10 protein-coding genes are annotated in these 13,594 nt (G+C 61.7%); 7 read left to right on the top strand and 3 right to left on the bottom strand.

Features of this window, described 5'->3' with window-relative positions; all coding sequences use genetic code 11:
• On the bottom strand, window positions 1–2,136 hold a 2,136-nt coding region (locus ACFY5D_RS19695), incomplete at its 3' end, for a choice-of-anchor G family protein (RefSeq protein WP_387533848.1).
• Between the two features lie 278 nt (window positions 2,137–2,414).
• On the opposite strand from ACFY5D_RS19695, the gene ACFY5D_RS19690 reads away from it, so the two are divergent.
• The gene (locus ACFY5D_RS19690; RefSeq protein WP_387533846.1) at window positions 2,415–3,128 is read left to right on the top strand and encodes a LuxR C-terminal-related transcriptional regulator; all 714 of its coding nucleotides are present in this window, start codon (window positions 2,415–2,417) and stop codon (window positions 3,126–3,128) included.
• 1,232 nt (window positions 3,129–4,360) lie between these two features.
• On the opposite strand, the gene ACFY5D_RS19685 is transcribed toward ACFY5D_RS19690, so the two are convergent.
• Window positions 4,361–5,377: a D-2-hydroxyacid dehydrogenase gene (locus tag ACFY5D_RS19685; RefSeq protein WP_387533845.1), complete on the bottom strand. Its 1,017-nt coding sequence runs from the start codon at window positions 5,375–5,377 to the stop codon at window positions 4,361–4,363.
• A gap of 142 nt (window positions 5,378–5,519) precedes the next feature.
• Between ACFY5D_RS19685 and ACFY5D_RS19680 the strand changes: the two genes are divergently transcribed.
• Window positions 5,520–6,401: a PaaX family transcriptional regulator C-terminal domain-containing protein gene (locus ACFY5D_RS19680; protein WP_387533843.1), complete on the top strand. Its 882-nt coding sequence runs from the start codon at window positions 5,520–5,522 to the stop codon at window positions 6,399–6,401.
• 114 nt (window positions 6,402–6,515) lie between these two features.
• On the opposite strand, the gene ACFY5D_RS19675 is transcribed toward ACFY5D_RS19680, so the two are convergent.
• Window positions 6,516–6,938: a RidA family protein gene (locus ACFY5D_RS19675; protein ID WP_387533841.1), complete on the bottom strand. Its 423-nt coding sequence runs from the start codon at window positions 6,936–6,938 to the stop codon at window positions 6,516–6,518.
• Between the two features lie 141 nt (window positions 6,939–7,079).
• Between ACFY5D_RS19675 and ACFY5D_RS19670 the strand changes: the two genes are divergently transcribed.
• The 5 genes from ACFY5D_RS19670 to ACFY5D_RS19650 all read left to right on the top strand — a co-directional run bounded on the left by ACFY5D_RS19670 (window position 7,080) and on the right by ACFY5D_RS19650 (window position 13,515).
• Window positions 7,080–7,931 carry a fumarylacetoacetate hydrolase family protein gene (locus ACFY5D_RS19670; RefSeq protein ID WP_387533839.1) on the top strand — a complete coding sequence of 284 codons (852 nt, stop codon included), beginning with the start codon at window positions 7,080–7,082 and terminating at the stop codon, window positions 7,929–7,931.
• Window positions 7,932–7,968: 37 nt separating this feature from the next.
• Window positions 7,969–8,451, top strand: coding sequence for a cupin domain-containing protein (locus ACFY5D_RS19665; RefSeq protein ID WP_387533837.1), 483 nt, complete (start codon window positions 7,969–7,971; stop codon window positions 8,449–8,451).
• Window positions 8,448–9,317, top strand: coding sequence for an acyl-CoA thioesterase (locus ACFY5D_RS19660; RefSeq protein WP_387533835.1), 870 nt, complete (start codon window positions 8,448–8,450; stop codon window positions 9,315–9,317). Before ACFY5D_RS19665 ends, ACFY5D_RS19660 begins: the two co-directional genes overlap by 4 nt.
• Before the next feature lie 59 nt (window positions 9,318–9,376).
• The gene (locus tag ACFY5D_RS19655; protein ID WP_387533833.1) at window positions 9,377–11,008 is read left to right on the top strand and encodes an AMP-binding protein; all 1,632 of its coding nucleotides are present in this window, start codon (window positions 9,377–9,379) and stop codon (window positions 11,006–11,008) included.
• Window positions 11,009–11,118: 110 nt separating this feature from the next.
• Window positions 11,119–13,515, top strand: a complete 2,397-nt coding sequence (locus ACFY5D_RS19650) for a bifunctional salicylyl-CoA 5-hydroxylase/oxidoreductase (protein WP_387533831.1) — start codon at window positions 11,119–11,121, stop codon at window positions 13,513–13,515.
• Window positions 13,516–13,594 lie beyond the last annotated feature (79 nt).

The raw sequence follows: 13,594 nt of genomic DNA, 5'->3' as shown, positions 1-13,594 counted from the left end.
AACCGGAGCGTTTGCAGCATCCGTGAGCTGAACAACGACATCGGTCGTCGCCGGGTAACCCTCACCCGTAACCGTCGTGGTCTGACCGGCCTCAACTGAAGCCGGCGTCGCCACGATCGAAGGAGCCACTACCGGAGCGGTAACGGTCAGACCCGTCGAGGCAGACGGCCCGCCACTCACCGAACCAACAACCTTGTAGTCAGTACCAGGAGCAGCGCCTGCCGGAACCGTCAACGGCGTCGAGAACTTGCCATCGGCATCGGTCGTGACAGTAACACTGCCACCAACCGGAGCGTTTGCAGCATCCGTGAGCTGAACAACGACATCGGTCGTCGCCGGGTAACCCTCACCCGTAACCGTCGTGGTCTGACCGGCCTCAACCGAATCCGGCGTAGCCACGATTGAAGGAGCTTCATCCAACGCGCGTACGGAGGATGTAGCCAAACTGACCTTGGCCGCTGCTGCTTGGGGTAGCAGGGTCAAGGTAAGGGCACTAACGCTAAATGAGCCGGCACCCAATACAGCCGCACGTGGAGGAGTATCCACCGATGGCTGGTCATTGATCGTCAGCTGGACAATTTCGCCCAGCACGCCAGTGATCACCGGAGATAGGTCGTCCAGGAGCTGATCGGTGATCGGTGTGATGGAATCGCCAAGATTCGAAATCAACGAGTCCAGCGCAGTCCCGACTCCGGCAAGAATTGGCTCAACCAAGGCATCCGTGAGGAACCCTGTCAGCGGCCCAAGATTGATCAACGGAATCCCCAGCAATGCGACAGTTAGGTCGACATCAACGTCGGGGGCGCCCCCGTCAATTCCAAGGAAATCACCGATCGAACCGGAAATCGTGATGCTGCCGTCGTCGGCGCTAACGAGCCCCAACACGGCGTCAACCGACAAATCGATCTTTACATTGAGTGTTGCTGCGTAAACGGCATCCGTAATCGCTTCCGTCAGCTGATCGACGAGTTTCGAGACGATATCCGTGAGACCGGCAGTGATCTGCTGCAACGTTGCAGCATCAATGACATCGGTGTTGGCCGGTAGTCCGTTTAGCCCATTTACCGCGCCCGGGTTGACGGCCCGCTCCAGGTCGATCGTGACCAGACCTGTGGCAAGGTTGAGCGAAACAACACCGTTGTCGGCGTCAATCGTGGACTGCAACAGCCCCGTCTTGATCACGCCAAGGTCCAGGTTGTCAATTGTAGCCGTGGTGTTTCCAACCAGTACGTCAACGACGCCAAGGTTGAGATCAATCGTGGGAATACCTGACACGATCGTGTCGATGACGCCGCCGCTTCCGACGAGCCCATTGACTGTCGTGCCCACACCGTCGACGACTCCGCCCAAGTCGGTTACGACTTCGCCGACGAGCGGGCTGCTGACTACTGCTTTTGCATCGGCAACGACGTATTCGGAGGTGACGTCCGCATTGAGTTTCTGCGCTGTTGAGGCAACTGCGCCAAGCTCCAATGCCACTTCGTCGACAACTGAATCGGTCAAGCCCGCAACATTCAACTGCGCCAGAAGTGCTGTGAGGTCAACCGTCGCATTGTTGGGGCTGCCACCATCGGCATCGGGGTCAACGGCTATCGAGCCGTCGTTTGAAACAACGCCGGCTGCGGCCTTGGCATTCGCAACGCTTGGGGCCGCTGCGAAGCTGTTCAATGCACCCAATGCCCCGAGGCTAAGAAGTCCGTTGTTGGATCCACTGTCGATCAGCGGAATCGTAACTGCACCAACATCGATCCCGAGAGCGTTGAGTGCCGTCAAATTAATTGGGTTGGCGTTGGGCCCCACCGAAGTGGGATTGCCTGCTTGGCTCAGTGCAGCTTCCAAAAGCTCCAGCGAAAACAGTTCAGATGCGATCACCTGGCCCAACGCTTCAGACTGATCCGCAGACAAGTCAACTGGTGCGGCATATGCCGAAGTGGCCGGCAATATAAAGAGGCTGGACGCTACTGCGCCAGCCAAAAGTTTGCGGGGAACCGGGAAGCGCCGCTTCCCCTTCCCGGGCGGTTGTTTATCGTGTGTCAATGCATCCTCCAAGGCGAGACCGGAATGATCCGGGGCCCAAATTAATGTGCTCCCACCTCTGACCCTAGAAAAGCAACCGGCTGATTTCCTTCGCCTCACTAGGCATTTTCGATACGCTGCCAGGTCACAGATTTAGCCCTGTTCGGTCATAAGAAATGCGCCGGAAGACCAGTCGTTTATGGCCGCTTGGCTAGAAAAACTAGCCGCCAATCCTTAATGTGTGTGGTTTTAGTGCCGAGGTTCGCCAACTGGCTAATCTAGCTAGCTAGTATGGGAAGCGTTACTATCGAGAAACATAATTACGAAAGCTTGAGCAACGTTAGGCAACCGCTATTCCGTAAATTTATGGTCGAGTTCATGATTCTTGAGGGGGAAAAATGAATGAACGTCGTATACGCGTACATCTTGCCGATGGAGATTACTTTCTCCGCATCGGATTGGAAAGCCTGCTGGCATCAAGCCATGAGGTCGAACTTGAAGTGGTTTCAACCACTGGCAATGAAGCAATCAATGCTGCGCTAGAGACGAAACCTGATCTCGTTCTCATGGAGTCGAGCATCAGGAATGTTTGCAGCATGGAAGCCACCAGGCGAATCGTAGCCAATGCCCCAAACACAAAAGTTGTTATGCTCTCGGCCACGCATGACCTTGAGACCATGAGTCGGGCCCACTCGGCCGGAGCCTGCAGTTATCTTGCAAAGAACTCAATCTCGACAGACCTTGGAGCGGCGCTCCTCATGATCCATTCCGGGAACATGATCTTTTCGAAGCCAGCGGATGCCGAGCGATTCCCTGTCCAATCGGACAGCGATTACGATTTGCAGGCACAGTTCTTGCGACAGACGAGCCCAAGGGACCGACGCCTGCTAAACGCACTCGCCCAGGGTTACACAAACTTGCAGATTGCATCGTTATTACATGTCAGCGAAGGAACCGTCAAGGCTCAGTTGGCCAAGATCATGGAGCCACTGAATGTGAACAACCGCGTTCAATTAGCCGTTTTGGTAGTCCGGGCTGGCTTGCTCGAAGTAACTCGCCCGTCCTTTCCGTTGACCTCTGGACTCATGCGCCATGCAACCCCGCGGGCGTAGCACCGATCCTCTGATACCCGCTGTCGGGAATGGAACGCCCCTTAGCTTTTACTTCGACAGGAGGGACTCGCAATCGGACGTTCGACACCAGCATATTTTGGTCAGCTCATGGATTTTCAGAACGAAGCCACCAGGGAAAAAATCACTCGTCGGCAGAACATGTAAGCGACACGTGCCTGACGAAGATTCGAATGGATGTTTCGTGAACGTCGTCAAAGCAAAGGGCGAACCGTTCCATAGCGGCTATTGTCAATAAGAACTAAGTTATTTCATGTTTTACATGTGGAATTGGTGTTACTTAGCGCGTTCCACATTGCTCCGGTCCTCAACTTTGCTGATCAGGTAGACCGGAACGATTGCGATCATTTCAGCAATTCGGACATCATGTATCCACGCCTGGTGATGCGAAATAGTCACTTTCTGGCAGATGCACGTGGCCGGTTAGCCAAATTGTCGGATATGCAAGGCAGCGATTCAGGCTGAAATGCCTCGCAGGAAATTCGTTTTCGTGGATCAAATAGTGAATTCCAGGGGAACGGCCAGAGCCATCGCGGTCAGCGCATTGGCCGGCATCCGGACACCGCTGCCATGTCTCCGTGATCGTGCCGTCCGGCGAGATCTCGCCCCCATGGTCCGGATGGATGAACTTTAGTGGCTCTAACGATGCTTTCGCACGATGATTGAAAACGAATCACGACCTTGTTCTCAGGGTTTCAGGTAGGCAACGCATCGAATCTTGACCGAGTCGCCGGACCCCCAAGGTTTCAACTCTGCCGGCGTGAACGGTCTTGAATCCATGAGTTGTGCCCATTCGCCCTGTGCACGTGTCCGCATTGCCATCAATTCGGTTCTCCAGCGATCTGAATGAAGCCCACCAACGATCAGTTCAGGGAGCTTAGACACTTCCGGTGCGATGGATGCATATCATTTTCCGCTGCTGACAGTCAGCAACGACAGGTTGCAGGTTCACGCCTACTCCAAACCTGCCGGTTGAGCATTGCCAGTTGATGGGACGGCTCAGCAACATTGCAAACCGCCTCGCTGTGATTCACCGCCCGGCCATGCGGAGCGGGGACCATCCCTGACCAAGATCAACGAGAATATCCATATGAACAACTCTCGTTCAGCAGAGATTCGAGTGGTCGAGTCGATATTGTCCGCGGCACGGTGACTCTACCTTCCTCAACAGCAGTGCTCACAGGGCACATGACCCTGCGCGAATAGCCGGCCATTCAGTAGCCGAAAGCAGGATCATAGAGATTTATGAATTGTTCGCCGGAGATGTGACGCCGAAGATTCCGTATGAAGAGCTCGACGATCCGGGAATTCTCGGCGTCAACGTTGGCCGCAGTATGTGGTGACAATATGAGGTTGGGTGCATCCCACAACGCATGCCCTGCGGGGAGCGGCTCGGGCTCCGCAACATCCAAGACGGCTCCTCCCAAATGACCGGATTCCAACGCTTCAATCAAAGCAGCTTGGTCAATTACCTGACCGCGCGCAAGATTTACCAGAAGGGCGCCAGGCTTCATCATTGAAATCTTCTGGTCAGAAAACATTCCAATTGTCGCCTCGGTGAGTGGGCATGCCAGCACGACAATGTCATACCTAGCCAGATCGCAGGTTTCCAGTGACAACGAGTGCCGGAACGGATCTCCCAGATCCATAGCCGTCCGGGTAGTCCCGTCACATGCAACGCCAAAAAAACTCAAGGTCTTGGCAACCTCACGACCGATGCTTCCGGCACCAACAATCAGGGCCTTCCTGCCGAACAACGTCTGGGATGAACCGGACACCCATTCCTGACTCGCTTTCCGGTTCTCCATTTCGGGAATCTGGCGCACGAAATGGAGTAATCCGGCCAGCGCAAATTCCGCAAGAGGTTTTGCGTGCACCCCTGCGGCAGTGGTGATGCGCACCTGCTGGTCGACATGCCCAAGCGACTCGGCTCGTGCTCCGACCCCTGCCTGAGAAGCCTGTATCCAGGTGAGTTTCGGGCAATTCTTGCGCCAGTTTCGCGGTTCCCACCAGTCAAAGTCGAACATGATTTCCGCATCCGCCAGATGCCCGCGCCATTGGTCCATCTGTTTTCCAGTGAGTTCACGTTTGACGCCCCAGTGATCGCAGGCAAAGCGAGGCGTCGGCAACAGATCCGGGCGGAAGACCACTTCCACTTCCGGCACTTCATCACTAATCCTGGCAACAAGGTCATCTTGCAGATAGGAACCAATCAACAGCCGTGGTCGCATACGGGAGCTCCAGTTCTCAGTGGATGGCGGAGTGAACCTGCAAGGCTCGCTTCGGATAATGGCCGAACGTCACAGAAACGACACGTCCAGGAAAATTCTGTTCTTCGGATAGGTTACCGGCCTCATTGGATATGGTGAGCGCATGACTTCCAACGTAGGCGACCGAAAAGCCCCCGCCGAGGCTCCGGTTCCACGGCATCACCAGCTCATAGTCTCCCTATTTGGACTCTATGCCCGACGGCACGGCGGGGCCCTGCAGGTGGCTGCAATCATCTCTCTCATGCGAGACATCGGTGTGGAAGCCGCCGGTACGCGTTCCTCCATTTCAAGGCTCAAGAAGCGCGGAATCATTGACAGCGTGCAGGTGAACAACCGCAGCGGATATGCTTTGGCCCCCTCGCTCATTGAAACGTTCATCGAGGGAGACGAGCGTATTTTCCATCCCCGACGGGCAAGCACGCAGGACCAGTGGCTCTTGGCAACCTTTACCGTCCCGGAATCGCAGCGCAACATACGCCACAAGATCCGTTCTTCGCTGGTTCGTATGGGTTTTGGTTCCGTAACCCCAGGGCTGTGGATCGCCCCCGGACATCTGCGTGATGAGGTACTGGCGTACTTCGACCGTCGCGGGCTCAGCGAATACCTGGAGTTCTTCATGGCGGATCATGTCGGCGGCGCCGACCCGCACACGAATGTTGCTACTTGGTGGGACTTGCCCGCGCTTGACGCGCTCTATTCGGACTTCATTGACAACAACCGGGGGCTTCTTACTGCCTGGAAACGCCAGGAAGAGCTTGCGGCAAGCCGCGAGGCCGACGCCCGGGCCTTTGCAGACTACCTGGTGCTCATCACGCAATGGCGCCGACTTCCATATCTTGACCCTGGGCTGCCCATCGAGTTCCTGCCAGAGAATTGGAATGCGTTGCGTGCCGAACAGCTGTTCCAGGAACTACATATCCTGCTTTCCCCTCGCGCCGAGAGGCATGCCAGCCGCGTCATTGATGACGGCGCGGCCGTTGCATAATCGCTTCGAAGCGGACAATGAAAATGTGCCGTGTGGCTGGCTTCCGAATCCTGGATTCGTTGGCCAACCACGCGGCACATTTTTGTGGGTCGGGCTTTGGTTCACCCGAACCAACTAGTTGTCGCGATCCTGAATGACGGCAACGCCCTGGATCTCAATGAGGGCTTCCTTCTGCCACAGGCGACTGACGCCGATTCCTGCCATCGCCGGGTACTTGGTGCCCGCCATTTCGCGCCACAGGCGTCCGATCTCCCGGCCGTTGGTCATGTAGTCATCCACGTCGGTGAGGTAGATCGTCACCGAAACGAGGTCTTCCGGGCGTCCGCCGGCCTCGGTCAGGGTGGTCAGCACGTTGGAGAATGCCTGCTTGAACTGCTCCACGATGCCGCCCGGAACGATCTGCATGTTCTTGTCCAGTGCCGTCTGCCCGCCTAGGTACACCGTGTCGCCGGCCAGCATTCCGTGTGCGTATCCGGACGGCTTTGGCAACGAATCGGGGTTGATCGTGAGGTTTTCGTGAACCGTTGTCTCGGTCATTGCTCGCTCCCTGTGAACTCTGATGGTTTTCGTGGCGAATCCGCCCTAGCGTCATACTAGTGACGCGTGTTACATTGAGGATACGTGACGGCAGTCAAAAAGTCGACACAAATGAATTTGGCGGACAGAGAAGGAACATCGATGAAACTCGCGACAATTCGCCACGACGGCAAATCGACCGCGGCTATTGAGGTTGCAGGCGGATACGTGGCGCTCCCGGCCCGAGACATCGGCGAGCTGGTCGGCCGTGCCGGCTGGAAGGCGCAGGCCCGCGAAACCCTGGACGGCCACAGCGCCAGCGACCTCATCGCACGCGAGGAAGCAACCCTCCTGAACCCCGTGCCGAACCCCCGCAAGGTCATCTGCTGCGGCCTGAACTACTCCGACCACATCCTTGAGATGGGCCGCGAGTTGCCGCAGTACCCAACCCTCTTCGCCAAGTTCGCCGACACCCTCACCGACCCGGACGCGGACATCGTCAGCGAACATTCGGAAAACGTCGACTGGGAAGCCGAACTCGCGGTCGTCGTCGGCTCCACGCTCAAGAACGCCACCGAAGAAGAGGCCGCCGCAGCGATTGCCGGCTACACCGTCGCCAACGACATTTCCATGCGCGACTGGCAGCGACGCACGCTGCAGTGGTTCCAGGGCAAGGCCTTCGACGACACCACTCCCCTGGGCCCCGTCGTGGTGACCCCCGATGAAATCGACCCGGAGGCCGGGCTCGAGGTCATCTGCACCCTCAATGGCGAGGAGGTCCAGCGCGGAAACACCAAGACCCTGGTCTTCTCCTGCGCCAAGCTCCTGTCCTACATTTCCGCGTTCACGGTGCTGCGCCCGGGCGACGTGGTCCTCACCGGAACCCCCGGCGGCGTCGGCATGGGCATGGTCCCGCCGCGCTTCCTCAAGGACGGGGACGAGCTGCACACCGAAATCCCCGGCATCGGAACCCTGTCAAACACGTTCCGCGTCCGCATCGCAACCACTGTCTAATCCCCACACCCACACCACCTCAAAGGAGAGCATCCACATGAGCAGCACCCCCGTGATCTACCGCACCGAAGGCGACAACTCGATCTACGCGGGAGCCGACGGCGTCGTCGTTCCCGTGGTGACCCGCGCGGGCGCCGAGGACACCAACACCGCGCAGTCCGGCGACTGCATCCGCGTCTCGGGCGTCAGCATCCAGCACACCCCGGCCACCAAGATCTGGTTCGGACAGGTCTCCAACACCCCCGGCTACCGCTCGCTGCCGCACCACCACGGCGAGGCCGAAACCGGCGGCTACGTGCTGCGCGGACACGGACGCATCTACTTCGGCGAAAACTACGAGCAGTACCTGGACATGACCGCCGGCGACTGGGTCTTTGTCCCGCCTTTCATGCCGCACGTCGAGGCGAACATGTCGATCACCGAGGACCTGGTCTGGCTCACGGCACGCACCCCGGAGAACATCGTGGTCAACCTCGACGACGTCTCCGACGAGTCCCTGGAAGGATACCGCCGGGCATGAGTTCGCAAATTTTCCTCGATGCCATCGAGCTGACCTCGTGCGAGGCCGAGGTCTTCGACCAGGCATTCACCGCAATCCCCCAGTACGTGCCGTGGCCCAAGGCCTACGGCGGAGACATGGTGGCACAGGGCGCAGCCTCGATGATGCGTTCGGTGGGCGAGGACCGCGAGCTGCACTCGATGCACTCCTACTTCCTGCGCCCCGTCGACATGCACGTGCCGGTCCGCTACGAGGTCGAGCTCATGCGCGACGGCCGCGGATACTCGACCCGCCAGGTCCGCGGCTTCCAGAACGGCAAGGCCGTCTACACTGCCCTGGGTTCCTTCCACGTGCTGGAGTCCGGCCCGGAGCAGTCCTCTACGGCCCCGGCCGAGTACCTCGACCTCGACCCGGAGACCCTGGCCAGCGCCTCGGAAGTCCTCGCCGAGGCGGAAGGCGCAGCGGCCGAGTACTGGTCTCGCGGGCGCAGCTTCGACATGCGCCACGTCCCGGGTGCCATGTACCTGTCGGTCGACGGGGAAAACACGGCCCACCAGGCAGTCTGGGTGAAGGCCTTCACTGACCTTCCCGACGACCAGATCACCCAGCGCGCGGCGCTGGCCTACGTCTGCGACTACACCATCCTCGAACCGCTGCTGCGGACCCAGAACCTTTCCTGGAGCACCGAGGGACTCGTCACCGCGAGCCTGGACCACGCCATGTGGTTCCATCGCGATGGCCGCGTCGATGACTGGGTGCTCTACGTCCAGGAAGCGGTTTCCAGCCAGAACAACCGCGGCCTGGCCCTCGGCCGCTTCTACACCCGCGACGGCCTGCTGCTGGCAACCGTCGCCCAGGAAGGCATGATCCGCGGACCGCGCGGCTAGTTCGAACGCACCACAAGCTCCAAAGAACCATCGAGAACCGACTCTTGGAAAGAGACGACATGGAACTATCTCTTACGGCGCATCAAGACACCTTCACCCGCGACCACCTGCCGCCGCACGAACTCTGGCCGACGCTGGAGTTCACGCTGCCGGAACTGCAGTACCCGGAACGCCTGAACGCCGCCACCGTCCTCATCGACGATGCGGTGGCTACCTTCGGCGCCGACCGGCCGGCCCTGCTGGCACCGGACGGAACCTCGCTGAGCTACGGCGAACTGCTCACGCGGGCCAACCAGGTCGCACAGATCCTCACCGAGGACTTCGGGATCGTCCCGGGCAACCGCGTGATGCTGCGCGCCCCGAACAACGCGTGGCTTGTCGCCTGCTGGCTCGGAGTCATCAAGGCCGGCGCCGTGGTCGTCACGACCATGCCCGCCCTGCGCGCGGCGGAAATCGAAAAGCTCGCGGCGCTGACCAAGCCGTCGCTGCTGCTCTGCGACCACCGCTTCCTTGACGATGCCCGCACCGCAGCGGCCGGCAACTACCCGGTCGTCCCGGTGGGCTCCGGGGCCGCGGACGACGTCGTGGCACGCGCCGCGGCCAAGTCGGGGCAGTTCACCAACGTGGATACCGCCGCCGACGACGTGGCCCTGCTCGGGCCGACCTCGGGCACCACCGGGGTCCCGAAGATCACCATGCACTTCCACCGGGACATCCTGGCCAACGCGGACACGTTCGCCCGGCACATCCTTCGGCCCACCGCGGACGACGTCTTCGCGGGCTCCCCGCCGCTGGCCTTCACCTTCGGCCTGGGCGGACTCGTGGTCTTCCCGCTGCGCTTCGGCGCCAGCTCGCTGCTGACCGAACGCACCACGCCGGTGGAACTGGCACAGCTTTCGCACGACGCCGGTGCCACGATCCTCTTCACGGCGCCCACCGCGTACCGGGCCATGCTCAAGGAGGGCAAGGCCGACCTGCTGCGCGGGCTGCGCGTCGCCGTTTCCGCGGGCGAGCACCTGCCGGCGGCCACCTGGCAGGCCGTCAAGGACGCCACCGGGCTGGAACTGGTCGACGGCATCGGCTCCACCGAGCTGCTGCACGTGTTCATCTCCGCCGCCGGGGAACAGATCCGCCCCGGTGCCACGGGCAAGGCGGTGCCCGGGTACCGGGCCACCATCCTGGACCATGACGGCAACGAGCTGGGCCCCGACGAGGTCGGGCGGCTCGCCGTCATCGGCCCCACCGGCTGCCGCTACCTGGACGACGAGCGCCAGCACGCCTACGTTGCCAACGGCTGGAACGTCACCGGGGACACCTTCGTGCGCGACGCCGACGGCTACTTCACCTACCAGGCCCGCAGCGACAACATGATCATTTCCTCCGGCTACAACATCGGCGGGCCGGAGGTCGAGGAGGCCATCATCCAGCACCCGGACGTGCTGGAAACCGCCGTGGTGGCGCGCCCCGACGAGCACCGCGGATCGGTGGTCTGCGCCTTCGTGGTGCTGGTTGACGGGGTTTCCGGCTCCGCGGCCAAGGCCAAGGAACTCCAGGACTTCGTCAAGACGGTCATCGCGCCCTACAAGTACCCGCGCGAGGTCCGCTTCGTCGACGAGCTGCCCCGGAACCCCAGCGGCAAGCTCCAACACTTCAAGCTCCGCGAGGCCCTGGCCGACGCCCCCGCCTCCTAGCGCATCCCCCACCGCGCATCCCACACACAGCTCTTCCCCGGCATGCATCCCGCGGCCACCGGTTCCCACCGGCGGCCCGGCCCTTGCCGACCCTAGATAAGGACACACCCATGAAAATCGCAGTTGTTGGCGGCGGCCCCGGCGGCCTGTACTTCGCGGCCCTCATGAAGCAGCTTGACCCGGCCCACGAGGTCACCGTCTGGGAACGCAACGCGGCCTCGGACACCTTCGGCTTCGGCGTGGTCTTCTCCGACGAGACCCTCGGCGGCATCGGCAACGCGGACACCGTCATCGCCGACTACATGTCCCGCCGCTTCGCCCGCTGGAGCGACATCGACATCCACTTCCGCGGCGAGATGCACACCGTCGGCGGCCAGGGCTTCGCCGCCATGAGCCGCAAGGAACTGCTCGAACTGCTGCAGCGCCGCTGCATCGAACTCGGCGTCGACGTGCGCTTCTCCACCATGGCCCCGGACGTCGAGCAGCTCTCGGCCGACTACGACCTGGTGCTCGCCGCCGACGGCCTGAACTCGGCCATCCGCGCCAGGTTCGCCGACTCCTTCAAGCCCTCGCTGGACCCGCGCGTGTCCAAGTACATGTGGCTGGGCACCGACCAGGTCTTCGAGGCGTTCAAGTTCTTCGTCAAGGAGACCGACGCCGGCACCATGCAGATCCACGGCTACCCGTACTCCGACGAGGGCTCGACCTTCATCGTCGAAACGCACGAGGACGTCTGGCGCGCGGCCGGATTCGACGAGACCGAGCACGAGGTCTTCGCCCCCGGCGTCAGCGACGAGAAGGCCGTCGCGAAGATCACCGCGATCTTCGCCGACGAGCTCGCCGGACACGAGGTGCTGACCAACAACTCCAAGTGGATCAACTTCACCACGGTGCGCAACCAGAACTGGCGCCACGAAAACATCGTGCTGCTGGGCGACGCCGCCCACACCGCGCACTTCTCCATCGGCTCCGGCACCAAGCTGGCCATGGAGGACGCGCTGGCCCTGGCCGCCTGCCTGCACGAGCAAGGCACCGTCGAAGCCGCGCTGGAGGCCTACGAGACCGAACGCCGCCCGGTGGTCGAATCCACCCAGCGCGCCGCCCAGGCGTCCATGGAATGGTTCGAGAACATCGGCCAGTACAAGGACCAGGACCCGGTGCAGTTCTGCTTCAACCTGCTCACCCGCTCCCGCCGCATCACCTACGACAACCTGAAGCTGCGCGACACCGGCTTCGCGCAGAAGGTCGACACCGACTTCGCGCGCCTCTCCGGCTCCCCGGAGGTCGCCCCGGCGATGTTCCAGCCGTACCGGATCGGTCAGCTGGAACTGGTGAACCGCGTCGTAGTCTCCCCCATGGACATGTACTCGGCCGTCGACGGCGTGCCGGGCGACTTCCACCTGGTGCATCTGGGCTCCAAGGCCATGGGCGGCGCCGGCCTGGTCATGACGGAAATGGTCTGCGTCTCCGACATCGGCCGCATCACCCCCGGCTGCACCGGCCTGTACAACGACGAGCAGGCGACCGCCTGGAAGCGCATCACCGACTACGTGCACGCCAACTCGAACGCCAAGATCGGCGCGCAGATCGGCCACTCCGGCCGCAAGGGCTCCACCAGGCTCATGTGGGAGGGCATCGACGAGCCGCTGGAAACCGGCAACTGGGAGGTGCTGTCCCCCAGCGCGATCCCCTACGGCGAGGGCTGCCACGTTCCGGCGGAGATCACCCGAGCCCAGATGGACGAGGTCCGCGAGCAGTTCGTGGCCGCCGCCCGCCGCGCGGATGCGGCCGGCTTCGACCTGCTGGAGCTGCACGCCGCCCACGGCTACCTGCTCTCCTCGTTCCTCTCCCCGCTGTCGAACCGGCGCACGGACGAATACGGCGGATCGCTGGAAAACCGCCTGCGCTACCCGCTCGAGGTGCTCGATGCGGTGCGCGCGGCCTGGCCGGCGCACAAGCCGGTCGGCGCCCGCATCTCCGCCACCGACTGGGTCGAAGGCGGCAACACGGAGGACGACGCGCTGGCCATCGCCCAGGCCTTCATCGACCACGGCATCGACTCGATCGACGTCTCCTCCGGGCAGATCGTGCGCGACGAGCGCCCGGCGTTCGGCCGCAGCTACCAGACCCCGTTCGCGGACAAGATCCGCAACCAGGTCGCGGCCGCTGCCGGCGTCGCGGTCATCGCCGTGGGCGCCATCTCCTCCTACGACGACGTGAACTCGATCTTGCTGGCCGGCCGTGCGGACCTGGTGGCGCTGGGCCGCACGCACCTGTACAACCCGCAGTGGACGCTGCAGGCCGCAGCGGAGCAGGACTACGCGGGAGCCGGCGCCAGCTGGCCGCTGCCGTTCAAGGCCGGGCGCCGCAAGCCGCCGAGCGCCCGCACCGACGCGGTCCGCCCGCGCCTGTCGCTGCTGAAGGAAGAGCAGATCGACGAGCAGGTGCACCTGCGTTGGACGCCGGCCAAGGACGCCTCCACCGAGGACCTGGTGCCGAGCGTCTAGCTCCCGGCACAGCGGAAGGGGCGGCCAGTCAATGAACTGGTCGCCCCTTCCGCTGTGTTGCCGGCTGCCCGGATCAGGG

This window comes from Paeniglutamicibacter sp. NPDC012692, assembly GCF_042901625.1.
Classification (GTDB): Bacteria; Actinomycetota; Actinomycetes; order Actinomycetales; family Micrococcaceae; genus Paeniglutamicibacter.
The sequence above is the reverse complement of the archived record's forward strand: the minus strand, read 5'-3'. Positions and strand labels throughout refer to the sequence as shown.